The organism is Corynebacterium sp. MSK004 (genome assembly GCF_030232515.1).
Classification (GTDB): domain Bacteria; phylum Actinomycetota; class Actinomycetes; order Mycobacteriales; family Mycobacteriaceae; genus Corynebacterium; species Corynebacterium hesseae.
Window position 1 is genome coordinate 261,623 of sequence record NZ_JASPKB010000001.1, and the last position, 24,463, is coordinate 286,085.

Genomic DNA, 24,463 nt, shown 5'->3' on the forward strand with positions numbered 1-24,463 from the left:
ACCATGGCCACCACGAAACCCAGCTGCCACGGCGATCCGGGCGGCGCGCTAGCCCCTGCCGGAGCACCCATCATCGCGCTCGTCGGCTCTCCGAATTCCGGCAAGTCCACGCTCTTTAATGCTCTGACCGGCGCGAAGGCGCAGACCGGCAATTGGCCGGGAACCACCGTTGAGGTCAGCCGCGGTGCGTGGAAGCTGCGTGAATCCACCGCCGATCTCATCGACTTCCCCGGCACCTACTCGCTCGATCCGCTCAGCCCCGATGAGGCGCTCACCCGCGCCATGCTCATCGATTGCCCCGATGATGAGCGCCCCGACGCCGTCGTCGTGGTCGTCGATGCCAGCGCCGTCGCGCGCGGCCTCAACGTGGCCCTCCAGTTGGCGGAGCAGCCCTACCGCCTCATCATCGCGCTGACGAAGACCGACGTGGCCCTCAACCAGGGGCAAACGGTGGACCCCGTTGCGCTCGCTGAGGCCACCTCCATCCCGGTGGTGGAGGTTGATGGGCGTAAGCGGGAGGGCGTCGAGAAGCTGCGAGAGGTTGTTGTAGATTCTCTGGCGGCTGAGCCCGTGCAGCTGCGCGAGGACACCGGCCTGGAGGGCCGCTTCGCGGAGCTGGATGCGGCGGCGAAGGCCTCGGTAAGCGAGGTCGAGCATGCCACGCCACTCTCCCACCGCCTCGATGCGGTGGCCCTCCACCCAGTCGTGGGTCCGCTGCTGTTTCTGGCCGTGATGTGGCTGGTCTTCCAGATCACCACCACGGTGGCCGCTCCCCTGCAGGATGGCCTGGAGGCGTTAGTCTCCGGACCCTTGAGCGATTGGGCGCGGGCGGGGCTTGAAGCCATCGGCCTGGGCCACCCCCTCGTTACGGGCTTGCTTGTCGACGGCCTCATCGGCGGCGTCGGCATGGTCCTCACCTTCGCCCCGCTCATGGCGCTGATGTTTTTGTGTTTGGCGGTGCTGGAGGATTCCGGCTACATGGCGCGCGCGGCGGTGGTGACCGACCGCCTTATGCGGGCCATAGGCTTGCCGGGCAAGGCCTTTATCCCCATCGTGGTGGGCTTTGGCTGTAACGTGCCGGCGATCTCGGCCACGCGCGTGCTGGGAAGCCCGCGGCATCGCATTATGACGGCGCTGCTCATCCCGTTTACCTCGTGCTCGGCGCGCTTGGTGGTCTTCGTCATGCTTTCGGCCACGTTCTTCCCAGAGCACGCCGGCAGCGTGGTGTTCATCATGTACGTCATTTCCATCGCGCTGCTCGTGCTGGTGGGTTTGGCGCTGCGCAAGACGCTGTGGCGCGCGGTGCCTGAGGAAGCGCTGGTTATTGACTTGCCGACGTACCAGCTGCCCACCGTGCGTCTGGCGCTGAGCGTGATGTGGACGCGATTGAAGGGCTTCCTGCAGACCGCCGGCGGCATCATCGTGACTACCGTGGTCGTGGTGTGGCTGCTCATGGCCATCCCGGTTGGGGCCGCGGTGCACGAGACCACCTTGGGCGAGCCACCAGCGCCGGAGGATTCCGCCTATGGCGCGGTCTCGCGCACCATCGCCCCGGCCTTTGCCCCGGCTGGTTTCGACTCGTGGTCCCTGGCGGGCCCGCTGGTGACGGGCTTTGTGGCCAAGGAGGCGCTGATTTCGACGTGGGCGCAAACCTACGCCGTCGACGACGTCACCGACGCCTCCGCCGAAGAGCAATCCCATAGCGCGCTCAGCGACCACGTGCGTGCAGATTTCGAGCAGGCTTCCGGCGGGCATACCTTGGCGGCGGTGTGGGCCTACATGCTCTTCCTGCTGGCCTACACACCCTGCGTGGCCACGATTGCCGCGCAGCGCCGCGAGATTGGCTGGCGCTGGACGCTCTTTGGCTTCAGCATTCAGCTGGCCACCGCATGGCTGCTGGCGGTGGGCGCCTTCCAAATTCTGAAGGTGTTTATCTAATGCCCACCTCCCCCATCCAGGCCGTGCAGAAAGCCATCGAATCTGGCGTGCGCTCGCGGGCGGCCATCGCTGCCGAAACGGGGCTGGAACCCGGTACGGTGGACCTCGTTCTGGACCATCTCACCGCCAGCGGGGTGCTGGACATGGAGCCGCTGGGCTCGTGCCCAGCGGGCGGCTGCGGGTCCTGCTCGGCGGCGTCAGCCTGCGCAGGCCCCAGCAGCACCCGCGGTCCGGTGTTGCTTAAGCTTCGCCGCCCAGCGGGCCGTTAAGCGGGCCTTCCAGAACCGGAAGGCGGCGGGTGCGCAGGCGGGTGAGGAGCTCGGAGGCGTCGGCAGGCGTGAGGTCTTGGCCGGCCATCCTGACTGGACCCGCCACGAGGTCGAAACGCACAGTACGCACGCCCACAAGATGGCTCAGCGGCCCCACCTTGAGCGTGAGCTCCTGAATGTGCGGGGTGCCAATCACCATGACGCGGCGGTTGATGCGGCCTCGATGCACGATGGTGACAGGCTCAGGCGAATCCACCAGCGTTACCGACTGCTGCTTGCGGTCGATGGGGCTAACCCACCGCGCCCGGCGCGGCGAGGTATACGTGGGCTGCGTGTGGCCCTCGGGCCGGGCATACTCCTCAATCTGCGCGCGATCCAGGTCAGAAATAAGTGCCAGCAAGTCCAGCGCCTGTTCACGGGTCCCCACGGGCAGGATGCGCGTCGAGCCGGACTGTTTGCCGCCGCCCTTAGTGCCATAGCCGGCAACGGACACGTGCACCTCATACCAGCCGAGGCGCCGCCACAGGAAAGGCTGGCTTACCCGCACGCCGTGGATGCGGCTAATACGGATGGTCTGGCGGCGACGGTCGGCGAGGCCGTAGGAGATGTTGAGGGCGTGGGAGGGGGCGTCGTGAAGCGCGGTGAAGGTCCACGAGGAATCCACCAGGCTCCACACACGGCCCACAAAGCCCACGATGATGGGCAACAGTGCGGTCCACATGCCGGGGATAAAGAGCAAGCCGCCGATGATGAGCGCGGTAATCAGCGTCGGCAGGCGCAGTGCTTCCGCCGCGATGGTACGCAGGATGGGAATCTCCGGAATAAGAGCCGGTTCTGCCGCCTCTTCCACTGCCTGTTCTGGCTGCTCAACCTGTCCACCGTTCGTGCGGCGCAGCAGCTCAGCGCGCAACTCCTCCGCCTTCGCTTTGGGGAGGTACTCAATCTTGATCACAGAGGCGTTACCGCCCGCGGTTTCCACCCGGACCGTGCCCAGCCCCAGCAGACGAGCGATGATGGATTCGACGACATCCACTGCCTGAATGCGCTCATAGCGCGCGGAGCGAAAAGACGTCGAAATCACGCCGTGGCGCAGCGCGACTTCATCATCGGTGAGTTTGTACCCCAGTTTGCGCCACCACACTCCGGACACCAACCAGATCACGGCACACACCAGCACAAAACCACCGATTGCCAGCAGAGTGCCGCGACCCACTTCGCCCAGATGTCCGCCCTGTAGGTAGGACACAACATCCTCAATCATCGAGGCGTTGATATTGAGAACAAAGATGGCGAGCAGCGCCAGAATCAGCGACCAAAAGCGCAACAGAGGGGTGAGGCGGTGGACGCGGGTGTAGCCGTCGGCGTCGATAAGCGCGCGGTCTTTCACAGTCCACTCATCCTCTCGCGGGCTTTAATGGCGAGGCGCTCGCGCAGGGCATCGGCGTCCGCGGCAACCAGGCCGGGGATGGTGGCGTCGCTGCTGGGCGACGCCGTGTGCAGCTTCACCTTTTTCAGCCCCATCGAGCGCTCCACGGGGCCGGCGGTGACATCGACGAATTGGATACGGCCATACGGCACGACGGTGAAGGTGTGCCAGATTTTTCCACGGGTGACGAGGAGTTCGTCGGCGGTTTCCTGCCAGCCTAAGTTCTTGACCTGTGCGGGGATGAGCCACAGTTCGTAGAGCGCCCACACAACGAGCGCGCCGGCGACCCAATAGAGCCAGTCCCACCAGAAATACGCTGCGGCGGCAGCGAGGGCGGCGAGGATAATATCCCAACTTAAATTCGTAATGTAGCGGGCTTTCGTGAGTGACGGGGATACGGGGTTCATGCCAACACACTAACATAAACTCTTGACAAGTCGTTGGGTTTATACAACACTGTGATGCATGTCCCCAAAGAAAAAGCCTACCCGTCCACTCTTTAACCGGGTCCGCGTACTCCGCGTTGAACGGGACATGACGCGCGCACAGCTTGCCGACGCCATCGGGGTCAACCCCCAAACCATCGGCGCACTCGAGCGCGGCGACCACTCCCCCAGCTTGGACCTCGCCTTCAACATCTGCGAAGTCTTCAACCTACCCGTGGAAGCCGTGTTCTCCCGGACCGAATTCACCCCCATGTCCTCCGAAATCTACCGAAAAGGTTAAGCCCCCACATGCCCACCCCTATTCCTAATTCCGTCAAGACCCGCAAGCGCTACATCACCCTGGCCGATCTCTCCTCCTGCCTCATCATCCTGTCCCTCCCCCTACAGTTCTGGGATTCCTTCACCTCACTCATGGTGGCCTGCCTCGGAACGCTGCTCACCGCACTGCTGACCGCCCGCCTGCGCGGAGCGATAGGTGCTGCAGACTTGCCCACGACGGAGCTCGATGAGTACCAGATGCAGCAGCACGTCGAAGCCCGCGACGATGGTCTCAAATTCTCCCTCGCCGCACTCACCATCCTGCTGCTACTCACCGGCCTTATCGCCTGGGGCGCGCGGACCTTGCCCATCATGGACGGCGTGTTTGTATCCCAGCTCTACCTCAAGCTCATCTCGCTGCTCATGGTGTGGGTGCCCTTCTCCGTGGCGCGTTCCTTGGCCGGCAAAATGAACCGCGACGAGCTCATCTCAAAGGAATAAGCACCCCTAGCGGAAATCCCTCGAACCGCGCGAGAGTGCCTCGCCGAAGGCCAGCGGCTCAAGCTGGTCGGCAGCAACGGTGACCGCGCCGGAGGCGTTCTGCACGATTCCGCGCACGATGAGCGCAGGAGCCGTCCGAGCCGTCACCTTATCCCGGGCCCACAAGCCGGGCGAGACCATCACGTTCATCAGACCGGTCTCATCCTCCAAGCCAAAGAACACCACACCAGCTGCGGTCTGCGGGCGCTGGCGGTGCGTGACCACCCCGGCGATGCGCACGCGCGTGCCATCCTCCACGGCCGGCAGGTCCGCCGCCGACAGGACGCCGCGGGCACGCAGCGCCCCGCGGATCTGCTCCATGGGCTGCTGGTTGTGGGTAACGCCGGTACTCGCCACATCCGCCGCCATAAGCTCGAAAGCACTCATTCCCGGCAAGGACGGCGCCTCGATGGCAGAAAGTCCCGGTAGCATCCCTGCCTGTTCCGTCGCAGCCACACCTGCCTGCCACAGCGCTTGGCGACGATCCACCCCAAAGACATCCAAGGCCCCCGCCACCGCGAGGGCCTCCACGTGATCGACGGTGAGATCGGCGCGGCGGGAGAGATCGGAGACGTCGGCAAACGGCGCGGCCGTCTCAATGCGATCGGCAGCCTTATCCCCCAAACCTTTAATGAGGTTGAGCCCCAAGCGGATGCGAACCTCACCGTCCTTGCCCAGCACCGCGCGGGCCTCGAGGCCTGAATCGTTGACAGTAGCCGGCAGCACCTCCACGCCGTGGCGGCGCGCATCCTGAATAAGAGACTGCGGCGAATAGAAACCCATCGGCTGCGCGCGCAACAGACCCACGCAAAACTGCGCCGGATAATAGCGCTTAAACCACGCCGAAAAGTACACCAGCGAAGCAAAAGACTGCGAGTGCGACTCCGGGAAACCATAGGCGGCGAAAGCGACAATTTTGGCCCACAACTTGTCCGCGACCTCCCCGGCAATCCCGTTGGTTTCCTGCAATCCGTCGTAGAAACGCTGCTTGAGTGCTGCCATCTTGGCCGGCGAGCGCTTCGAGCCCATCGCGCGCCGCAAATCATCAGCCTCCGCGCCGCTGAACCCGGCGGCATCGACCGCAATCTGCATGAGCTGCTCCTGAAAGAGCGGAATTCCCAGCGTCTTGCCCAGGGACTTCTCCAGCACCGGGTGGTCATAGGTCACCGGCTCCTTGCCATCGCGGCGACGCAGGTAGGGGTGCACCGACCCACCCTGAATGGGGCCCGGGCGGATGAGCGCGACCTCCACCACGAGGTCGAAGAAGACCCGCGGCTTGAGCCTCGGCAGCGTGCTCAGCTGCGCGCGCGATTCCACCTGGAACACGCCCACCGCATCCGCGCGGCAGAGCATGTCATAGACTTCCGGGTCAGCCAGGTCCAGCTCCCACAGGTTGACCACCCTGCCGGTGCTTTCCTCCACCAAGTCCATCATGTGGTGCAGGGCTTCGAGCATGCCCAGGCCCAGCAGGTCGAACTTCACCAGCCCGGCCGCGGCACAATCATCCTTATCCCACTGCAGCACCGAGCGGTTTTCCATGCGCGCCCATTCCACGGGCACGACATCCGCAATTGGCCGGTCGCACAGCACCATGCCGCCGGAGTGAATGCCCAGGTGGCGCGGCTGCCCTATAAACTGCTCGGCCAAGGATTCGACGTCCGAAGGCGCGGGCGCGATCCCCTTCGACCAGGCATCGGCCGAACCCTGCGGGTAGCCCAACGCGCGGGCAGCATCCCGCAGCGCACCTTTGCGCCGATACGTAATCACGTTCGCCACCTGCGCGGCGCGCTCGCGGCCGTGCTTGGCGTAGACGTACTGAATGACCTCCTCGCGCCGCCCCGATTCAATATCGATGTCGATATCCGGCGGGCCATCGCGGTCCGGGGAGAGGAAGCGCTCAAAGAGCAGGCCCGCGGAAATCGGCTCCGCATTCGTAATCCCCAGCGCGAAGCACACCGCCGAATTCGCCGCCGAGCCGCGCCCCTGGCACAGGATGTTCTCCCGTTTACAAAAGTCCACGAGATCACACACGATGAGGAAGTAACCGGGAAAGCCTAGCTGCTTAACGACGCCCAGCTCATACCGCATCTGCTCCCACGCCCGCTCCCGAAGCTCCTCGGGGCGCGTGGCATAGCGCGCTGCCGCGCGCTCGAAGGTGAGGTGTTCTAGCCAAGACATCTCGGTATGGCCTTCCGGCACGTCGAAATCAGGCAGGTTTGGGGCCAGCGCCTCCCAGGTGAAGCTGCATTCCTCAAGGACGCGGACGGTTTCCGCGATGAGCTCGGGGCGCTCAGGCAGCAAGCGCGCCATCTGTTCCCCGGAGCGCAGCCAGGACGAGCCCATGGGGTGGGAGTTGGGGGAGGCGTCGACAAGCGCGAGGCGTCTAGACAAGGCTTCTTTCGCGCCGGCCAGCCGCGCGTGTTGCCGCGTGGCGGCAGCTGGGCGGGTAGAAGCGATGGCGCGCGGAACCGGCAAGGAATCCAGCAGTAGGTGGTGGTCCGCGTCCTCCGGAAGCTGGGTACAGGCATACTCCAGAACCATGCTGTCTATTTTTATTCCATCGACCAGAAGATCGAAATGCTCCGCCCACTCCCAGCCCACCAAGAACAGGCATTCATCCTGTAGCTGCGCGGCAATCTCCACCAGGGGAGGATAAGACACGGCCCCCTTCTCCCCCGCCTCCATGTGGGCGCGGGCGATGAGCCGAGATAGGCGCCGATAGCCCTCCGGGGTGCGCGCCAAGACCGTCAGCGGGGCCGGGGCGAGACTAAGCTCCGCACCAAAGACGGCGGGCAGACCCACCTTGGCAGCAGCCTCCGCAAATTTCATGAGGCCATAGAATCCATCCCTATCTACCAGCGCAATCCCCCGCAGGCCCAGCTCGACGGCGCGCGCCACGAGCTCCTCCGGCTCGGAGGCGCCATGAAGGAAGCTATATGAGCTCACCGCATGCAGCTCCGCGAAGGGCACGGCGGAATGCCCAGCCTTCGGCTCCTCTGCCGCCCCCGGAAGGTGGTCCACCGGCACCGGGACGGGCCCTGGGCGGCCAGAGAGAATCCTCTCCACCCGGGACCACGGCAGTGCCTCACCCCCATTGAATCTCATAGCCCCACACACTATATTCGAACATGTATTCCAGTCAAGGTTTTCATTGAACAAATACTCGGATAGACAAAGCGGTTCAATCGTTGCTAGTTTTTCGTGCAGTGCATACTCCTGCGGTGATACGACTTGCCGCACAAACCAAGAAGGGACACTAGGAACCCACTATGAGCATCCGTCGCGTACTTGCTGCCACCTCGGCAGCCGTCATCGCTGCAACTGGCCTGGTTGCTTGCTCCTCGGACTCCGCCGAGTCCGAGAACTCCGGTGAGGCCATTACCAAGGACTCCACCATCACCATCGGCACCACCGACGCCAACATGGAAGAGTGGGCCGTATTCCAGGACCTGGCCAAGGAGGCCGGCTTCGATGTCAAGCTGGAAAACTTCGCCGACTACAACACCCCGAACCAGGCTCTGGACCAGGGCAAGCTGACGACCAACAAGTTCCAGCACCTGAAGTTCCTGGCTGAATACAACAAGGGCAACGGCACCGACCTCGTCCCGCTGGCAGCTACCGAGATCTACCCGCTGGCCATCTACTGGAAGGACCACAAGGACCTCGCTGACGTCGAGGGCCAGGAAGTCGCCATCCCGAACGACTCCACCAACCAGGGCCGCGCCATCGGCCTGCTGGTCCAGGAAGGCCTGGTCACCCTCAAGGAGGGCAGCCCGCTGACCCCGACCCCGCTGGACATCGATGAGAAGAAGTCCAAGGTCAAGGTCACCCCGGTGGACGCTGCCCAGACCCCGGCCGCCTACGGCGAGGGCAAGCCTGCCGTTATCAACAACTCCTTCCTCGAGCGCGCCGGCATTGACCCGCAGTCTGCCGTCGCTCAGGATGACCCGGACTCCACCGAGGCCGAGCCTTACATCAACGTCTGGGCCGTGCGTGCCGACGACGCCGATAACGAAACCCTCCACGAGCTGGCCAAGCTGTGGAAGGACCAGAAGGTCACCGACGCCGTTCTGAAGTCCTCCGGCGACACCGCCGTGGCCGTGGACCGCTCCCAGGAGGAGCTCCAGGAGATTCTGGACCGCCTCGAGGAGCAGGTCTAGAACCTATTCTGGTTCCATTTGTCCCCCGCGTTCACGCGACATTGCGTGGCCGGGGGATTTGGCCGTTTAGTTTCTCCGCCCCTCGCCCAACCTTCCCGCAAACTTCCACAAGGACATTCACGTGACTGAACACACTGGCGCCCGCCAGGGCACCCGGATTGAATTCCGCAACATCACCAAAGTCTTTAAAAACAAGAAAACCACCACCACCGCACTCGATAATGTCTCCCTGACCGTCGAGCCCGGCGAGATCATCGGCATCATCGGCTTCTCCGGCGCGGGCAAGTCCACGCTGGTGCGCATGATCAACGGCCTCGATAAGCCGACCTCAGGGCAGCTGCTTCTCGACGGCACCGATGTCGTCCCCCTGCCCGAGTCCAAGCTACGCGGCATCCGCCGCAACATCGGCATGATCTTCCAGCAGTTCAACCTCATGTCCTCCCGCACCGCGGCGGGCAACATTGAGTACCCGCTGAAGCTGCAGGGCGTCGAGAAGCAAGAGCGTAAGCAGCGCGTCCAGGAACTGCTGGAATTCGTCGGCCTGGCGGACAAGGGCGATAACTACCCGGAGCAGCTCTCCGGCGGCCAGAAGCAGCGTGTCGGTATCGCCCGCGCCCTGGCGAATAACCCTTCCCTGCTGCTGGCGGATGAAGCCACCTCAGCGCTCGACCCCACCACCACCCATGAGGTTCTTGACCTGCTGCGCAAGGTCAACCGCGATCTCGGCATTACCATCGTGGTCATTACCCACGAGATGGACGTCGTGCGCTCCATCGCAGACAAGGTCGCCGTCATGGAAGGCGGCCACGTTATTGAGTCCGGCAGCGTCTATGAGGTCTTCTCCAATCCCCGAACCAAGGTGGCGGAGAAATTCGTGGCCACCTCGCTGCGCAACACCCCGGACGTCGTCGAGGCCGATGACCTCTTGGCCCACGAGGGCCGCCTGTTCACCATCAACCTGACGGAGAAGTCCGGCTTCTTCGATGCCGCGGGCAAACTCGCGGACGAGGGCGTGTCCATCGCCGTGGTCCACGGCGGTATCACCACCTTGCAAAAGCACTCCTTTGGCAAGATAACCGTCCGCCTCAACGGCCCGGACGCCGCCATCGAAGACTTTTACGCACACATGCAACGCACCACCGAGATTGAGGAGATTCAACGATGAACGTCACCTACCTCGCGCAGGCCAATTGGGACCGACTGGGCAGTACGCTTGTCGACGCCATCAAGGACACCCTCATCATGGTCGCCACGACCCTGGTGCTTGCGGGCATCATCGGCCTCGTGCTGGGCATTCTGCTCTACACCACGCGCCCGGGCGGCATCCTGCAGAACAAGCCCATTCACTTCGTCATCAACATTCTGGTGAACTTCATTCGCCCGATCCCGTTCATCATCCTGCTGGCCTTTGTCCAGCCGCTGACGGTGGCGGTGCTGGGAAGCTCCATCGGCCGTGAACCGGCCACGTTCGTCATGGTGATTGCGGCTACCTTCGCGGTGGCGCGCATCGTGGAGCAGAACCTCGTGGCGCTGGATCCGGGCGTGATTGAGGCGGCCCGCGCGATGGGCGCTTCGCCGTGGAAAATCATCACCACGATCATCATTCCGGAGGCACTGGGCCCGCTGGTGTTGGGCTACACCTTCCTGTTCATCGGCATCGTCGACATGTCCGCGATGGCGGGCTACGTCGGCGGCGGTGGCTTGGGTGACTTCGCCATCGTCTACGGCTACCGCGCCTTCGAGTGGGAGGTCACCGTGGTGGCTACCCTCATCATCATCGTGCTGGTGCAGGCAGCGCAGTTCTTTGGCAACTGGCTTTCGGCCAAGATTATGCGCCGCTAACCACGCCAACCCCTATCTATACGCTGCGCTTTTCGACGCGACGCGCGACGTAGATTCGAGAGGTCTTCGGTTTGTCTCCGCAGGAGGAGACAACGCCGGAGGCCTCTTTTTCTTCCAGCTCCACGTCCCATGCGCGGCCGTCGCGGTGTCGCACAGCGGCAGTACCTGCCGCTGCGGTATCTGTCGCGTCGACGGTGAGGTCGCCGTAGTGGAGGGTCTCGGAGGCGTCGAGAAGCTGGCGTGCCACCGCGAGCTCCGCTACCTGGCCCCGGGGCGTGGTGAGGCCGGAGCCACGGTTGGCGGGGTAGAAATACTCGCCGTGCAGCGCCTTGCCCACGAGTTCACGGCCGGCCTCCACGTTGAGGCGGCCAAAGGAATAGCCCCACGGCATCAGCAGCACCGACGGCGCGAAGCGGTGGCCTTTGGTGTGGGAGGTTTCCCACACGGTCTCCTCAAATTCGCATGCCAGGGAGGCAGCCAGCGGGCGCCCCTTGATGGCGCAGCAGGCATCGCGCTTGGCGTGGGTGCACACGAGCACCAGCGGCAGGCACGTGCCGGTGGGATGCTCAAGATCCAGGTCAAGAATGTCCTCCGGGCCGTTCAGGGTGTAATCCTGCACCAGCCCCTCGCGCGCCCACACGACGAAACAACGGAAGTGCCCCGTCCTCCGTTCATGCCCGGCGCGCCCCGGGCGGCGAATGAGCTGTAGGCCCGCCACGCCCTTGAGCTTGGCCTTGAGCTTCGCAGTCAAGCCGGGGTCAAAGGTACGTCCGTCAAGCACGTCGCGAGACCACGCCGTGGGCCACTCAAAAAGGACGTACACAGATTCTTGTTTTGCGGTACCGGCCAGGGGCTCGACCTGGACGTCGGAGCAGAAGGTCATGGCGCCATCTTAACTGGCATCACTTTCTTCACAACAATGTGGTTACGATGCCTAGCTCGATGCATATAATTCCCCGTAGTGCCACTACGCTCGAAACCATGCCGAAACACAGTCTCTTGCGCACAGCCGCCCCAGTGGCCGCACTCGTTGTCTCGGGTGCGCTCGCGCTTCAGGGATGCGCTCCGTCTTCCTCCCCGGACGGCAGCCCCGACGGCCCCACGAAGACTCTCGACGCCACCCTGTCCGGCGCCTCCACCTCCACGGCTACCGTTACTCCCACTGCCCCCTCCCCCGCCGCACCGGCTGGGCTGACCCCGCTAGGCGACGCCAACATGGAGATGAAAACCCTCCGCCCACCGGCCCCCTCGGAGCTGGTGGTGACCGATGTCCGCGTGGGCAAGCACGAAGGTTTTGACCGCGTGGTCTTCGAGTTTGTCGGGGACGGTTCACCGGGCTGGTTCATCGATTACACCGATGCCCCCGCCCAGCAGGGCTCCGGCAACCCGATTGCTTACAAAGGTTCCACCGCGCTCGACGTCAGCATCGACGGCACCGCCTACCCCTTCCAGCTCAACATGGAAGATCCGAATATCGGCACCGTAAACGGCGCCGGTGGCCTAGTTACCCAGGTAGTCAGCGGCGGTACCTTCGAAGCCCGCTCGCAGTTCGTTATCGGGCTTGATGAGCGCCACCCATACTCGGTCCAGGTGCTCAGGGGGCCGACGCGCCTGGTCATCGACATCTTAAATTAAGCCGTTCAGGCATAGGTTGCCTCCACCGACCAGCGCCCGCCTGCCCACACGAGAAGCCAGGCACGCTGGCCTTTCTCGTTTTCTCCGACGACTTGCAGACGCGCGCAGCGCTGCGCCGCACCTGCTTCCCACCACTCAGAGTCCACGGGCCACGGGCCAGCCCAACCGGTCACCCGGTAGCGGTGGCGCCCCCATCCCAGGCCCGCCGGCTCCCCGGAGAGGAGGGCCTCGGCGGTGACGATGACGTCCTTCGAAGAGACGTCGATAAGCCGAATCCGCGCAGCCGGGTGGGCCAGGCTCGCCGGAAGCGGCGCCGGGATACGCCCCGGCCACGTGCCCTCCGGCTGCGGATCGCGCTGCTCGCCGTAGGGAACGTACTCGATACGCTCGGCCACCCCACGCCCGCCCGCCGGGCGGGGCTGCAGCACGCGGTCCACCCCCAGCTGGGATTGCACCCGCGCGATAACGCGCTTGGCCTGCTCCGCGGATTCGCCCGCGCCCCACAGGAGCCCGTCCCCCGGCGGGGCAACCTCCACTGGTTCCAACGCCAGCTTGACGATGCCCCCTCCCTCACCCGGCGCACTCCCCGCCCGCGCAGCACTCAGCCAACCATCGAGCTGCCAGCGCACGCGGTCCGCTGTAGCGGCCTCTCTGAGCGCTTCCTGGGTACGCCAGATCCGCTCCAGGCGCTCGCCACCCTCGAACTCCGCGGCAACGCGCAGGCGCAGGCACACCACGCCGGCCTCATCGAATAGCACGTGCAGGCGCGCCGCGAGCTGACGCGCAGCGAAAGCCGCAGCATCCACGCGCTCCAAGGGTTCTTCGAAGCCCTGCTCCACACCCAGATCAGGGCGCGCAAGCTCCGGCGCCACGCGCCTATCCGGTGCCGCCGCGGCCACCGCGTGGCATCGCCGTCCAGCCTCACCGAAACGGGTAGTGACTTGGCGCAGCGGCAAGCTCTCCAACTCCCCTAACGTGCGCACGCCCAACTGCTCTAAGGAATGCACCACGTCCGCCGCGCACCCCAGCGCCACCTCCGCGGCCAATACCCCCACCGGCTGCTGAGCCAGAAAGTCGCGCGAGCCGCCTGCCGGGACTACCGCGCCCAGGTTGCGGTGGCGCGCGGCAATCAACGCGGTGGCAATCTCGTCCGCGACGCCGACGGTGGCGTCGAGGTGGGATCTGGAGGTGGCGTCGACAAGCATCTCCACCGCCTTCGCCTCGCTGCCGTGGAAACGCCCGGCCGCGCCCGCGTCCACGATGACCAGCCCAGGGCGCAGTACCTCCACCGACGAGGCCACCGCGTCCAGCCCCGCGGCAATCTCCGCGAAGACCACGCCGTCTCGGTCCGGGTTGGCCTCCTCCACGCGCAGCTCCGGTAGGAGAGCTTGAGCTTGGCGCACGCGCATTCCGCGGCGCACCCCCGCCCGGCGCGCCGCCGCGTTACACACCGCCACGCGGTGCTGGGCGGCGATAGCACATGCTGTCCTGTCTGCGTCCTGCAGCGCCTGGATAGGCCAATCCGGGAACCACAGCGCCGCGACCCTCACACCGCCTCCAAGTGCGGGCGCGAGCCCGGGCGCTGCCCGCACGTGAGCACTCCACGCCGCGGGCGCATGCTTGCCGACGCCACCCGCACCCCTATATCAACCCCCCGAATCCGCCCGCTGCCCCGGCCCACGCCATGCACAGCGATAACTTCCGCGCCTATCTCCACGGCTGTGCCCGGCAGCCGGGTTCCCACGGTAAGCAGGGCCGCCTGCCCAGCCCGCACTTTTGCCAGCACGGGACGCGCCCGGGTGGGACTCAGTTCGCCTGCACCCTTGTGCACAACTAGATCCAGCCCCTCGCACAGCACGCCGGTCACCGCCCAGGGCTCTACGCCTGGATCGGGCACCGTGATAACCCGGGAGACATCACCCTCCTCGGCCACTTGTGCGAGTAAGAGATCTGGCCAGCCCACCACCCCGACGTGTCCGCCCGCCGCGCTAACATGGGATATCAGCTCCACCACGAGCGCAGCACATTCCGCGCAGGCGGTTGCCTGTTTGCGGGGCAGGCCACCGCCCGGGAGCAGCTCCGATAGCTTTTCGGGGACTCCGAGGAGATCCGCTTCCGGCTGTACCCGCGCAGAAACATCTGGGGTTTCCAGGCGTTGAATCCGGGCGCGCAGAACCGCAATCTGGCCAGCCCGGGAGCCACCCGCCACACGAACACCTGTTTGATTCATGGCTCCTATTATGAACCTCTCCCCGGACACGCGCAATTGCGCTGGTAGCGTTAGGCGCCATGAATCCCCTCCGTGCGCACACCACCCCTATCCCCACCCCGCTGTGGGTGCGACTCGGCGGATCCGCCTTGGCCGGCGCCGCCGTGGCGGCAGGTAGCAGCCGCATCCATTTCGGCCTCGCGCTAGGGCTCAGCCTGTTCTTCCTTCTCGCCGCCTGCGCGCTCGTATTCCTGCACCCCTACCGCGCGGACCTGCGCGATTATGCCCAGCGCCACAACGTCACCATGCTGCCCAACGCCGCGCAGCTTATTCCCCTCATGGTGCTGTGGTTGATGGTTATGCTCTCCCCGCTCCTCGCACTACCTGCCTGGGGCAGCGCGCTGGTGTGGGCGCTCGTCGCGGGCGCGGCCTTCCTGCTCTTTCCCCACGTCGACGGCTCCCGCAAGCTCGCCTACGCTCCCCCTGCCTAGGCTGCGACTTAAGCCAAGTCGCGCGAGGTGGCCCAGCGCGTGAGCTGGTGGCGGTTGGACTGCTGGGTCTTGCGCAAAATATTGGAGGCGTGCGTTTCCACCGTCTTAACCGAGATGAACAGCTGCTTGCCAATCTCGCGGTACGTATAGCCGCGCGCGAGCAGCCTCAAGACCTCCAACTCGCGGCGCGTGAGCGCATCCACCGCCGGGTCTTGCCCCTCCTCCGGCTCCGGTGCGGGCGAACCGGAGGCAAAAGCGTCGAGGACAAAACCCGCCAGGCGCGGCGAGAAATACGCATCCCCGCTATTGACCTGCACCACCGCCTCGGCCAGATCCGGGCCGGAAATATTCTTCGTCACATACCCGCGCGCGCCCGCCCGAATCAGCGCAATCACGTCCTCCGCCGCATCTGACACGCTCAGCGCCAAAAACACCGGCCGCGACGGCTGATTAGCCGTCGCGTTAATAACGGCGAGGCCACCGCCGTCGGGCATGTGGACGTCGAGAAGCACCACGTCCGGGGAGGTACGCGCAATGCCCTCCAGCGCCTCCGCAACGGTCCCGGCATCGCCCACGATCTCAATCTCCGAGGACGCCGCCAGCTCCGCGCGAACGCCCGCGCGAAAGACGGAGTGATCATCAACCAAAAAGACCTTCACCATGCTCATAACGCTACCGCGAGCTCCACCTCGGTGCCCTCCCCCGGGGTCGAGGAAATCCGCACGCGCCCACCAGATCCCTCTACGCGCGCGCGAATACTGTCACGAATCCCATGCCTATCAGCGGGAATATCCTCCACGTCGAAACCCACCCCGCGGTCGCGCACAAAGATACTCAGCTCGCCCGCCAACAACTCCGCATAAACATCCACCACGTCCACACCCGCATGCTTGCCGGCATTCACCATGGCCTCACGCGCGGCCTGGATAAGCAACTTCGCGGACTCCGTCAGCTCCGTGTCTTCACCCACCGTCACCGCAGATACCCGCATGTCGAAGAGATCTTCCACCTCCCCGCACGCTGCTTCGAGGGCACCGAAACAGGTGGTGGGGGCGGCGGAGGGAGCGTCGAAAAGCCAGGCACGCAGCTCGCGTTCTTGGGCGCGCGCCAAACGCGTCACCTCGCGCGAATCCCCCGCCCGCTTCTGAATCAGCGCCAGCGTCTGCAGCACCGAATCGTGCAGGCGGGCGGCAATCTCGGCGCGCTCCTCCGAGACCGCCTTGGCCGCCTGCTCCTGCGACAGCGAGCGCCAGAGCTTCAGCACCAGCGGCACCACCAGCGCGCCAAAGCCCACCAGCGTCAGCGCCGTGGCCAGGATCGCCGAACCCGATCCGCTCTCCCACGTCACCGCCGCCACCACGACGCCACCGATGACCAGGACGGCACCGGCTGCCACGGCAACCAGGCCCACCGGCGTGTTCAGCCCGCGGTCATAGGCCAACCACGCCAGCACCGCGCCGATGGCCACCACCGCCAATGGCACCGCCACACTTAGCGACGCCCCCGAAACCCCCAACACACCCACCGCACTACCCGCCAGCGCCAGAAACACCAGCACGAGGGAGAGGGGGCTGCGGCGGGTGGAGGGGGCGTCGTCAAGCGCGGGCGTGAAGATCCACAGCCCGGCATAGGCCATCGCCCCCACCCCACCCAGCAGGGTCAACGCGGTCAAGGCGATGCGCACGGAGAGCGCCGAAACCCCCAGATTCTGCGCCAGCCCCGCCGCCACGCCGGCGACCACGCGGCCAGATTGGGGACGCGACATCACGGGATAGGGCGCCGCGTTTTCTGCGGGCACATAGGGCGAAGTCATACTAGCCATAGTCCCACGCGCCACCCCTCGGGCACATCAGGGACAACCCTGAGGTCAAAAAATCAGGGCGATTACCGATACCGCCGCGAGGCCCCACACGGCACCATAAAAGCATGACGAAGAACAGCACACTCAACCAGATGTGGACGACCCGCCCCGTCCGCCTTCCCAAGAAACAGGGCGGTGACGCGCACATCGCTGGTGTCTGCGAAGGCATCGCGGTGCGCTACCAGCTTGACCCCACGATTGTGCGCGTGGCCTTCGTGGTCGCAGCACTCGCCTTCGGCGGGGGCATCGCCGCCTACCTCGCCGCGTGGGCGCTCATGCCGCGCTACGGCTCGCCCTACTGCCCGCTCGATGCGGCCTTGGGCAAGGATGGCGTCAAGGAGGAGCAAGAGCTCGGTTGGATCCTAATTGTCGGCGTCCTTCTGACGTTTAGCTCCGGCCCACTGTTCCTCAGCGGGCAATTCCTCGCCGGCCTTCCGCCCGCTACGCTGACCTTCGGCCTGCTGGCGCTGGCCTGGTACGCCCTTCACCAACGCGAGCCGCTACCGCCTAGCGGACTGCTGGCCGCCGAACAGCCGGTGCGCGAGGAACCTGTCAACCTCAATTCTTATACCCCGGCGGGCGGCCACCCCTTCCCGCCCGGCCGCAGGACCCCACCGTCCTGGGATCCGCTCGGCGTGGTTCCCGATGCCTGGGACCTGCCGGAGCCGGGCCCGCGGGAGGAACCGAAAAAGAAGCGCGGTTCGCAGTGGGTTGAGGGCGCGATTGCGCTCGGTGCCGTAGGCGCCGCCCTGACGATTGCCTTCCTTGGAGTCACCTTCGTCTCCGAGGCCGACGAGTCCGGCTTCAGCGCCCGCTTCAACGTCGGTGAGCAAGACATCGCGCCCACCCATGAAGATGAACTCGAGGACTACTACGACCTGGGCATCGGCGAATCGACGGTGGACTTCAGCCAGCTCCACGACCTCACAACCAAGCACGACGTCACCGTCGACGCCGGCATCGGCGCCGTCGAGGTCATCCTCCCGAAGGACATCCCCGTCGCGCTGACCTGTGATGACGGCCTGGGAGAGAGCAACTGCACCGAACGCCAAGACCCTGACGCGCTGCTGACCATTCACATCGACGCAGGCATCGGCGAGGTCACGGTCACCGGCTAAACTGGCCACCCATGATTCACTTCGGCAACGACTACCACCGCTTAGCCCACCCCCGCGTCCTCGAAGCCATTGCGGAGGCGGATGGGGCTTATGCCGGCTATGGCGCCGACGAGCTCTGTGCCACGGCCGCTGAGCGCATCCGCACTGCCTGCCAAGCGCCGAACGCTGAGGTGCATTTCATGGTCGGTGGCACGCAGGCCAACGCCACCATCATCGCCCACCGCCTGCGCCCCTGGGAGGGCGTTATCGCGGCGGATAGCGGGCACATCGCCACCCACGAGACGGGCGCCATCGAGCACACCGGGCACAAGGTCATCACGCTGCCGAACCAGCTGGGAAAGATCACCGCCGCGCAGGTTCGCGCGTGCATGGAGGAATACCGCGCCTCCGGGGTGGAAGAGCACATGCCGGAGCCCGCACTGGTCTACATCACACAGCCTACCGAGTTCGGCACCGCCTACTCCCGCGCCGAACTCGTGGCCCTGCGCGAGGTCTGCGACGAGTACGAGTTGGGCCTGTTTGTCGACGGCGCCCGCCTCGGCTATGGCCTCTCCGCTTCGGATATCACCCTGCCGGACCTTGCCGCGCTTGTCGACGTCTTCACCATCGGCGGCACCAAATGCGGCGCCCTCTTCGGCGAAGCCATCGTCTTCCCGGCGGGCGCGCCGCGCTTTCGCAATGCGATGAAGCAAAACGGCGGCCTGCTGGCCAAAGGTGGGCTGCTGGGCGCGCAATTCGCCTCCCTCTTCAGCGCCCCCGCTCCTGAATCCGCCGATGCGGTCGCCGGCACGGCTGCAACGACCCTCTACGAATACATCTGCGCCCGCGCCAATGCTCAAGCACAGCGCATCGCCGAGGCATTCCGCGCCGCAGGCATCGACATGCTCTTTGATTCCCCCACCAACCAGCAATTCGCGCTGTTGACACGCGAACAGGAAGAGAAGCTCGCGCAGGACTTCGCGTGCCAGTTCTTCGAAGAACACGAAGGCCTGCGCGTGGTGCGGTTCTGTACGGCGTGGTCGACGGAAGAGGGGGACGTCGATAAGCTCTGCTCTGCGATTTCTGCGCTCAAGTAGCGAGGTTGCCCAACCTGGTTTAGGCTGTGAGCTATGCAACTGGGGGGTTACATTCAAGCACTAGCGCGCGGGCTGGACGTGGTCGAGCAATGCGCCGGTGTTTCGCGCGCGCAGCTGGTTGAGATGGGTGCGCGGCCGGACTTCGCGGAGAAGCTCCTGGGGCTGCACGCGGTGTATTTCGGGGACACGATGTTCCACTCCCGGCAGCGCAAAGCGCGCCGCACGGGCCACGACGTGTTCACGCTCCTCGATATCGAGCGCTATTGTTCCAAGCTCAAGGCCCGCAAGGCGTGGGAGCTGCGCCAACTGCTGGCCGCTACCCCGCGGGAGAAAATCCCCATGGTGGCGAAGGCGAAGCTCAAAGAGTGGCGCCCGCCCAAGGACCCCGCCCCAGGCGTGCGGGTGACGCGGCGCGCGGGCCGCAACCACACGCTGAGCATTACGGATTCCTCGCTCAATATTTCCAAACTGCTGGCCGTGTTGAAGACCACCGACAAGGACTTGCTCACCGCGGCGCATACCGTGTTCCGCGGCGGGGGCGGCTCGGGCCAGAAGCTGCAGTCCAACGTCATCGTGCGCTTGGATGAGCTGGACCGCATCGTGGATGGTGATGGCGAGGAGATCGAACTGCAGCTGACGAATGGGGCGACAATGACGGGTGCGGAGTTCGTGCGCGAAAAGCTTGCCGACGTCGGCCTCATCACCCTCGTCCACCCCCACCACGGCCCCGCGAACCTGTACATGGCGAGCCGTTTCGCCAACACCAAGCAGCGCCTCGCGCTGTCTGCAGAGCACCCGACATGTGCCTGGCCCGGGTGCAACGCGCCTGCCGACGACTCGCAGATTCATCACCTCACCCGCTTCCAAGATGGCGGGCCGACAAACATGGCCAATATGGTGCCGCTGTGCGCGTATCACAACGCGGTCAACGACGATGATCCGGAAAAGCCCACCGGCCGCGGGCATCTCGACCGCATCGATGGCCGCGTGCACTACCTGCCGCCGTGGGCCGGCCCGCCGATTCCCATCGAAAGCCCCGCCCACCCGCCGCGCTCCGCTCCGAGGCCTGCTCGCGCATCCTCAGGTCCGCCGACATCCGGCCCGCCTGACCCGCGTTCCGGTCCGGCTGACGGCTCTGGCTCTGGGGCGCCGCCGCATAACTCCGGCGAACCTCCGGACCCGCCACCGAGTTCATGAGTTCAACCAGCCCGTGAATCGTCGCCCGAGTCCCCAGGTCGAAGTCCAACCGGTCGCCGGATCAAACGGATCGATGGGTCATAGGACGCCGGCTCACCGGCCTGCGACGCCTTAGCAACAAACAGCCGCTCTAGCCAGCCGCCCGCTGAGAATTTTCGCTCGGCGTGCGGCTACTCGCGCGCGCGTTAAAGAGGTATGCGAGAGCTCTCGCCCGATTCGCGGAGCTGTACAGCAACGAGGCAACACAAACGCTCTACTCCGCGCCTCGGTCGGAGCTTGTGGCGACAAAGACGGTGCCAACGACAAGCCACGCGGGCTTGGTACCAGGGGCCGAAAACGGGAGCGCGGCCGCGCCCTGTTAATTCAAGGCACGGCCGCGCTACGCAGCGTCTGGGAGTTTGCTTCGCTTTACTCCCACTCGATGGTTCCCGGCGGCTTCGACGTCACGTCGAGCACTACTCGGTTAACTTCCTTGACCTCGTTGGTGATGCGGGTAGAAATCTTCTCCAGCACGTCATAGGGCAGGCGCGTCCAGTCCGCGGTCATAGCGTCCTCGGAAGACACCGGGCGCAGGACGATCGGGTGGCCGTAGGTACGGCCGTCGCCCTGGACGCCGACGGAGTGGACGTCGGCAAGCAGCACCACCGGGCACTGCCAAATCTCGCCATCCAGGCCAGCGTTGGTCAGCTCGGTACGCGCGATGAGGTCCGCTTGGCGCAGCGTCTCGAGGCGCTCCTCGGTGACCTCACCAATGATGCGGATGCCCAGGCCCGGGCCCGGGAAAGGCTGGCGCGCCACGATCTCCTCCGGCAGGCCCAACTCACGGCCAACCGCGCGCACCTCATCCTTGAAGAGCAGGCGCAGCGGCTCGACGAGCTCGAACTCGACGTCGTCAGGCAGGCCGCCCACGTTGTGGTGAGACTTAATGTTCGCGGTACCGTCACCGCCACCGGACTCCACGACGTCCGGGTACAGCGTGCCCTGCACCAGGAAAGCGGCGTCCTGGCCGTCCAGCGCCTGGTCGACGGCTCGCTCGAAGGAGCGGATGAACTCCGCACCAATGGCCTTACGCTTGGCCTCCGGCTCGGTCACACCGGCCAGCTTGTTGAGGAAGGCCTCGCGCTCGTCGACGGTGATGAGCTTGGCGCCAGTCGACGCCACGAAGTCCTTCTCCACCTGCTCACGCTCACCCGCGCGCAGCAGACCGTGGTCAACGAAGACACAGGTCAAACGGTCACCGATAGCGCGCTGCACGAGGGCTGCGGCCACGGCGGAATCCACGCCACCGGACAGGCCACAGATAGCGCGACCTTCCTCGCCGATCTGCTCGCGCACATCGTTGATGAGCTGCTCCGCGATGTTCTCTGCGGTCCAGTTCTGCTCCAGGCCTGCTACCTCAGTCAGGAAGCGCGTGAGCACCGCCTGGCCGTGCGGCGAGTGGAGAACCTCCGGGTGGTACTGCACGCCGGCCATCTGCTTGGACAGGCACTCGAAGGCTGCCACGGGAGCGCCTTCCGACGACGCCGTCACCTCAAAGCCCTCCGGGGCTTCCGTGACCGAATCGCCGTGAGACATCCACACCTTGTGGGTGTCCTCCAGACCCTTGTGCAGCACGCCGCCGGACACGGTCATGTCCGTGCGGCCGTACTCGCGGGCACCCGTGGAGGCCACGGTGCCACCCAGGGCTTGGGTCATGGACTGGAAGCCGTAGCAGATACCAAAGACCGGAATGCCGAGCTCGAGCAGCTCCGGCTTCAGAACAGGGGCGCCGTCCGCGTATACGGAAGACGGGCCACCGGAGAGGATCAGCGCGGCCGGGTTCTTGGCCTTGATGTCCTCCACGGAGGCGGAATTGGGGACAACCTCGGAGTAGATGTTGGCCTCACGCACGCGCCGGGCGATGAGCTGCGCGTACTGGGCGCCAAAATCCACCACGAGGACAGGACGCGGGGTTGTATTTGGGTTAGTCACGGTCATCAGTTTAACGCAAGAACCCACACCCTAGACCGCAGGGAGTGGCCCAAAACCTTTAGCGGTGGCAGCCGCCTTGCTCAACGCGGCCCGAAACGCCCGCAAGGCTGGGTGTCCCTCGCGCCCGGCGCGCACCGCAGTGTAGAGCGTGCGGGTGGGATTACCAGGCAAGGAAACCACGCGCACGCCCTCGATCTCGTCGAGGAAAAGGTCCGAGATCACCGCCACCGCATGCCCGGTGCGCACCAGGTGCGCATGTAGAAAGGGGTCCGGGGTTTCATAGAGCACGCTGGGGTTAAAGCCATGCCTGCGGCACAGCCGGTGGACGAACCGCCCCAATAAAAACTCCTCCGGGTCCATGGCAAAGGGGATTTCCTCGTCATGCGCTGCAAAATCCTCTAAGCGCAACTCGCTCCAGGGGCCGGTGAGTGGGGTGATGAGGCGGAGGGGGTCGTCGAGAAGCAGCTCCCGGTGGGTGTGCTCATCCGTGGCGGGCATGTCCGACTCGTACTCCTCACCCAAGATGAGGTCCACCTCCCGGCGCGCCAGCAGCTCCATCGCACCATCGGCTTCACGCTGAATGATCTGTACGCGCAGGTCCGGGTACTCCCTGGCCAACTCCGTCAGCGCCCGCGGGACCAGCGAGGACATGATCGTTTGAAAGGTCGTGACCTTAATCGTGCCCCGCACCGCGTTGGTTGACGCAATGACCTGCGACTCCGCCTCATCCGCCAACGCGAGCATTCGCTCCGCGTAGGAGGCCAGGATTTCTCCCTGTTCCGTCAAACGCACGCGCCGGCCGACCTTTTCATAGAGCGCCACGCCGACGTCCTTCTCACACTGCGCCAACTGCTGAGAGATGGCCGAGTGCGTATAGCGCAGCGATTCCGCCACCGCAGTGACGGTGCCAAGGCGTTGCAGCTCGTAGAGAATGCGGAGGCGGTGCAGGTCCAACATGACAGAATACCTAACGGGTACGTGTTAAAAACTGTAGATAGACTAACAGTTCTTCCCACCCCACAATGGACTGCATGACCAATCCGTTTGCCGTTCTGTGCGTCATCGGCTCGTGCATTTCCCTCCAGCTCGGAGCCAGCCTCGCCATCCAGATTTTCCCCATTGGAGGCCCCTGGGGCACCGCCTCGCTACGCTTGCTCTTCGCCGCTGTGATTCTGCTCTTCATCGCGCGCCCGCGCGTGCGCGAGTGGAGCCGCGAGAAGTGGATCTCCGCCACCATTTTCGGCCTCACGCTGGGCCTGATGAATGGTTCTTTCTATGCCGGCATCGAGCTCGTCGCGCTGGGCCCGGCGGTCACCATCGAGTTTCTCGGCCCGCTGCTGCTGGCGGCATGCCTCTCCCGCTCGCTTCGCGACGCCACCTGCGTCGCCCTCGCTCTCATCGGCATGGGCCTGCTGGGGTTGGACTCCTTCAACGGAGACCCCCTCGACCTGCGTGGGGTTTTCTTCTTGCTGTGCGCGGGTGCGATGTGGGCCGCCTATATCTTGGCCAGCAAGAAGGCGGGCGCTCTCTTTAGCGGGCAGGATGGTTTGGCCGTGGCCTTCCTCATCGGTGGCCTCGTGCTCCTGCCTGTCGGCGGGCGCGGCGCGGTGGCTTTGGCCAGCGACCCAACCCTCCTATTGCTCGCCCTAGGCACGGGCGTGCTGGCCTCGCTCATCCCCTATTCGTTGGAGTTCATTGCGCTGCGCAGGCTCGCCCCCAACGTCTTTTCCATCCTCATCGCCCTGGAACCTGTCTTCGCCGCACTCTTTGGCTGGCTCCTGCTCTCCCAGAATGCCTCCCAGCTTAAGCTGGCGGCTATCGGCCTGGTTGTGGTGGCCTCGGTGTTGCAAACCATGGTGCCGGCGCGCGGGCGCGTGGTATTCCGCAAGGTAGCGCTGCGCCCACGCCGCCTAAAGAAGCCCCAGCTGCCGTGGCGCCCGAAATCGCGCGCCAGCGACTCTAACGCTACGGCCACTGAGGCCAGCGCCACGGCCACTGGAGCGGTGACATAAACTCCGCCCCGAGC

23 protein-coding genes are annotated in these 24,463 nt (G+C 65.1%); 13 read left to right on the plus strand and 10 right to left on the minus strand.

What is annotated here, in order from left to right:
• Positions 1-3 precede the first annotated feature (3 nt).
• Together feoB and QP999_RS01195 are read left to right on the plus strand one after the other, a co-directional pair.
• Positions 4-1,938, plus strand: coding sequence for a ferrous iron transport protein B (gene feoB / locus QP999_RS01190; RefSeq protein ID WP_284847454.1), 1,935 nt, complete (start codon positions 4-6; stop codon positions 1,936-1,938).
• Positions 1,938-2,207, plus strand: a complete 270-nt coding sequence (locus tag QP999_RS01195) for a hypothetical protein (RefSeq protein WP_284847455.1) — start codon at positions 1,938-1,940, stop codon at positions 2,205-2,207. Before feoB ends, QP999_RS01195 begins: the two co-directional genes overlap by 1 nt.
• Here the strand turns inward: QP999_RS01195 and QP999_RS01200 are convergent.
• Both QP999_RS01200 and QP999_RS01205 read right to left on the minus strand, forming a co-directional pair.
• Entirely contained in the window at positions 2,179-3,594 is a 1,416-nt protein-coding gene (locus tag QP999_RS01200; RefSeq protein WP_284847458.1) for a PH domain-containing protein, read from the minus strand. The two genes, QP999_RS01195 and QP999_RS01200, sit on opposite strands and share 29 nt — an antisense overlap.
• A complete protein-coding gene (locus tag QP999_RS01205; RefSeq protein WP_039673878.1) occupies positions 3,591-4,040 on the minus strand; it encodes a PH domain-containing protein in 450 nt (149 codons plus the stop codon). Before QP999_RS01205 ends, QP999_RS01200 begins: the two co-directional genes overlap by 4 nt.
• A 58-nt stretch (positions 4,041-4,098) precedes the next feature.
• Between QP999_RS01205 and QP999_RS01210 the strand changes: the two genes are divergently transcribed.
• Both QP999_RS01210 and QP999_RS01215 read left to right on the plus strand, forming a co-directional pair.
• Positions 4,099-4,359 carry a helix-turn-helix transcriptional regulator gene (locus tag QP999_RS01210; RefSeq protein ID WP_070673576.1) on the plus strand — a complete coding sequence of 87 codons (261 nt, stop codon included), beginning with the start codon at positions 4,099-4,101 and terminating at the stop codon, positions 4,357-4,359.
• A gap of 8 nt (positions 4,360-4,367) precedes the next feature.
• Positions 4,368-4,838, plus strand: a complete 471-nt coding sequence (locus QP999_RS01215) for a hypothetical protein (RefSeq protein ID WP_284847461.1) — start codon at positions 4,368-4,370, stop codon at positions 4,836-4,838.
• A 6-nt stretch (positions 4,839-4,844) separates the two neighbouring features.
• Here QP999_RS01215 and QP999_RS01220 read toward each other — a convergent pair whose 3' ends face one another.
• Entirely contained in the window at positions 4,845-7,982 is a 3,138-nt protein-coding gene (locus QP999_RS01220) for an error-prone DNA polymerase (protein ID WP_284847462.1), read from the minus strand.
• 164 nt (positions 7,983-8,146) lie between these two features.
• On the opposite strand from QP999_RS01220, the gene QP999_RS01225 reads away from it, so the two are divergent.
• The 3 genes from QP999_RS01225 to QP999_RS01235 all read left to right on the plus strand — a co-directional run bounded on the left by QP999_RS01225 (position 8,147) and on the right by QP999_RS01235 (position 10,879).
• Positions 8,147-9,037: a MetQ/NlpA family ABC transporter substrate-binding protein gene (locus QP999_RS01225; protein WP_070521478.1), complete on the plus strand. Its 891-nt coding sequence runs from the start codon at positions 8,147-8,149 to the stop codon at positions 9,035-9,037.
• A 121-nt stretch (positions 9,038-9,158) separates the two neighbouring features.
• On the plus strand, positions 9,159-10,202 hold the full coding sequence (locus tag QP999_RS01230; protein ID WP_070564952.1) for a methionine ABC transporter ATP-binding protein: 1,044 nt from the start codon (positions 9,159-9,161) through the stop codon (positions 10,200-10,202).
• Positions 10,199-10,879: a methionine ABC transporter permease gene (locus QP999_RS01235; protein ID WP_070530719.1), complete on the plus strand. Its 681-nt coding sequence runs from the start codon at positions 10,199-10,201 to the stop codon at positions 10,877-10,879. Before QP999_RS01230 ends, QP999_RS01235 begins: the two co-directional genes overlap by 4 nt.
• A gap of 16 nt (positions 10,880-10,895) precedes the next feature.
• Here the strand turns inward: QP999_RS01235 and QP999_RS01240 are convergent, their stop codons facing one another.
• Positions 10,896-11,762 (minus strand): ferredoxin family protein, encoded by an 867-nt coding sequence (locus QP999_RS01240; protein ID WP_070530721.1) that lies wholly within the window; start codon positions 11,760-11,762, stop codon positions 10,896-10,898.
• A gap of 98 nt (positions 11,763-11,860) precedes the next feature.
• Here QP999_RS01240 and QP999_RS01245 point away from each other — a divergent pair, with 98 nt between their 5' ends.
• Positions 11,861-12,514 carry an AMIN-like domain-containing (lipo)protein gene (locus QP999_RS01245; protein ID WP_284847467.1) on the plus strand — a complete coding sequence of 218 codons (654 nt, stop codon included), beginning with the start codon at positions 11,861-11,863 and terminating at the stop codon, positions 12,512-12,514.
• Positions 12,515-12,519: 5 nt separating this feature from the next.
• Here the strand turns inward: QP999_RS01245 and QP999_RS01250 are convergent, their stop codons facing one another.
• Positions 12,520-14,064, minus strand: a complete 1,545-nt coding sequence (locus QP999_RS01250; protein ID WP_284847469.1) for a Y-family DNA polymerase — start codon at positions 14,062-14,064, stop codon at positions 12,520-12,522.
• A complete protein-coding gene (imuA', locus tag QP999_RS01255) occupies positions 14,061-14,744 on the minus strand; it encodes a DnaE2-dependent mutagenesis accessory factor ImuA' (protein ID WP_284847471.1) in 684 nt (227 codons plus the stop codon). The genes QP999_RS01250 and imuA' overlap by 4 nt, the downstream gene beginning before the upstream one ends.
• Positions 14,745-14,803: 59 nt before the next feature.
• Between imuA' and QP999_RS01260 the strand changes: the two genes are divergently transcribed.
• Positions 14,804-15,214: a hypothetical protein gene (locus QP999_RS01260; protein WP_284847473.1), complete on the plus strand. Its 411-nt coding sequence runs from the start codon at positions 14,804-14,806 to the stop codon at positions 15,212-15,214.
• A gap of 8 nt (positions 15,215-15,222) precedes the next feature.
• Here the strand turns inward: QP999_RS01260 and QP999_RS01265 are convergent, their stop codons facing one another.
• Together QP999_RS01265 and QP999_RS01270 are read right to left on the minus strand one after the other, a co-directional pair.
• Complete coding sequence (locus QP999_RS01265; RefSeq protein ID WP_070511379.1) at positions 15,223-15,876, minus strand: response regulator; 654 nt, start codon at positions 15,874-15,876, stop codon at positions 15,223-15,225.
• A gap of 2 nt (positions 15,877-15,878) precedes the next feature.
• Positions 15,879-17,027: an ATP-binding protein gene (locus tag QP999_RS01270; protein ID WP_193394660.1), complete on the minus strand. Its 1,149-nt coding sequence runs from the start codon at positions 17,025-17,027 to the stop codon at positions 15,879-15,881.
• 113 nt (positions 17,028-17,140) lie between these two features.
• Here QP999_RS01270 and QP999_RS01275 point away from each other — a divergent pair, with 113 nt between their 5' ends.
• Genes QP999_RS01275 through QP999_RS01285 form a run of 3 tightly spaced genes read left to right on the plus strand, consistent with a single transcriptional unit; the run spans position 17,141 to position 20,466 of the window.
• Entirely contained in the window at positions 17,141-18,193 is a 1,053-nt protein-coding gene (locus QP999_RS01275; RefSeq protein WP_284847476.1) for a PspC domain-containing protein, read from the plus strand.
• Positions 18,194-18,204: 11 nt separating this feature from the next.
• A complete protein-coding gene (locus QP999_RS01280) occupies positions 18,205-19,269 on the plus strand; it encodes a threonine aldolase family protein (RefSeq protein ID WP_284847478.1) in 1,065 nt (354 codons plus the stop codon).
• Between the two features lie 33 nt (positions 19,270-19,302).
• Positions 19,303-20,466, plus strand: a complete 1,164-nt coding sequence (locus QP999_RS01285; protein ID WP_284847480.1) for an HNH endonuclease signature motif containing protein — start codon at positions 19,303-19,305, stop codon at positions 20,464-20,466.
• Between the two features lie 408 nt (positions 20,467-20,874).
• Here QP999_RS01285 and guaA read toward each other — a convergent pair whose 3' ends face one another.
• Positions 20,875-22,443 (minus strand): glutamine-hydrolyzing GMP synthase, encoded by a 1,569-nt coding sequence (gene guaA, locus QP999_RS01290; protein WP_284847482.1) that lies wholly within the window; start codon positions 22,441-22,443, stop codon positions 20,875-20,877.
• Positions 22,444-22,467: 24 nt separating this feature from the next.
• Positions 22,468-23,394 (minus strand): LysR family transcriptional regulator, encoded by a 927-nt coding sequence (locus QP999_RS01295; RefSeq protein WP_239249274.1) that lies wholly within the window; start codon positions 23,392-23,394, stop codon positions 22,468-22,470.
• A 74-nt stretch (positions 23,395-23,468) separates the two neighbouring features.
• On the opposite strand from QP999_RS01295, the gene QP999_RS01300 reads away from it, so the two are divergent.
• Positions 23,469-24,449: an EamA family transporter gene (locus QP999_RS01300; protein WP_246818525.1), complete on the plus strand. Its 981-nt coding sequence runs from the start codon at positions 23,469-23,471 to the stop codon at positions 24,447-24,449.
• Positions 24,450-24,463 lie beyond the last annotated feature (14 nt).

Excerpts from the sequence above, each read along its gene's own strand:
- feoB (WP_284847454.1), top strand. The coding sequence starts at position 4 with ATGGCCACCACGAAACCCAGCTGCCACGGCGATCCGGGCGGCGCGCTA.
- QP999_RS01195 (WP_284847455.1), top strand. The coding sequence starts at position 1,938 with ATGCCCACCTCCCCCATCCAGGCCGTGCAGAAAGCCATCGAATCTGGC.
- QP999_RS01205 (WP_039673878.1), bottom strand. The coding sequence starts at position 4,040 with ATGAACCCCGTATCCCCGTCACTCACGAAAGCCCGCTACATTACGAAT.
- QP999_RS01210 (WP_070673576.1), top strand. The coding sequence starts at position 4,099 with ATGTCCCCAAAGAAAAAGCCTACCCGTCCACTCTTTAACCGGGTCCGC.
- QP999_RS01215 (WP_284847461.1), top strand. The coding sequence starts at position 4,368 with ATGCCCACCCCTATTCCTAATTCCGTCAAGACCCGCAAGCGCTACATC.
- QP999_RS01220 (WP_284847462.1), bottom strand. The coding sequence starts at position 7,982 with ATGAGATTCAATGGGGGTGAGGCACTGCCGTGGTCCCGGGTGGAGAGG.
- QP999_RS01225 (WP_070521478.1), top strand. The coding sequence starts at position 8,147 with ATGAGCATCCGTCGCGTACTTGCTGCCACCTCGGCAGCCGTCATCGCT.
- QP999_RS01235 (WP_070530719.1), top strand. The coding sequence starts at position 10,199 with ATGAACGTCACCTACCTCGCGCAGGCCAATTGGGACCGACTGGGCAGT.
- QP999_RS01240 (WP_070530721.1), bottom strand. The coding sequence starts at position 11,762 with ATGACCTTCTGCTCCGACGTCCAGGTCGAGCCCCTGGCCGGTACCGCA.
- QP999_RS01245 (WP_284847467.1), top strand. The coding sequence starts at position 11,861 with ATGCCGAAACACAGTCTCTTGCGCACAGCCGCCCCAGTGGCCGCACTC.
- imuA' (WP_284847471.1), bottom strand. The coding sequence starts at position 14,744 with ATGAATCAAACAGGTGTTCGTGTGGCGGGTGGCTCCCGGGCTGGCCAG.
- QP999_RS01260 (WP_284847473.1), top strand. The coding sequence starts at position 14,804 with ATGAATCCCCTCCGTGCGCACACCACCCCTATCCCCACCCCGCTGTGG.
- QP999_RS01265 (WP_070511379.1), bottom strand. The coding sequence starts at position 15,876 with ATGGTGAAGGTCTTTTTGGTTGATGATCACTCCGTCTTTCGCGCGGGC.
- QP999_RS01270 (WP_193394660.1), bottom strand. The coding sequence starts at position 17,027 with ATGACTTCGCCCTATGTGCCCGCAGAAAACGCGGCGCCCTATCCCGTG.
- QP999_RS01275 (WP_284847476.1), top strand. The coding sequence starts at position 17,141 with ATGACGAAGAACAGCACACTCAACCAGATGTGGACGACCCGCCCCGTC.
- QP999_RS01280 (WP_284847478.1), top strand. The coding sequence starts at position 18,205 with ATGATTCACTTCGGCAACGACTACCACCGCTTAGCCCACCCCCGCGTC.
- QP999_RS01285 (WP_284847480.1), top strand. The coding sequence starts at position 19,303 with ATGCAACTGGGGGGTTACATTCAAGCACTAGCGCGCGGGCTGGACGTG.
- guaA (WP_284847482.1), bottom strand. The coding sequence starts at position 22,443 with ATGACCGTGACTAACCCAAATACAACCCCGCGTCCTGTCCTCGTGGTG.
- QP999_RS01295 (WP_239249274.1), bottom strand. The coding sequence starts at position 23,394 with ATGTTGGACCTGCACCGCCTCCGCATTCTCTACGAGCTGCAACGCCTT.
- QP999_RS01300 (WP_246818525.1), top strand. The coding sequence starts at position 23,469 with ATGACCAATCCGTTTGCCGTTCTGTGCGTCATCGGCTCGTGCATTTCC.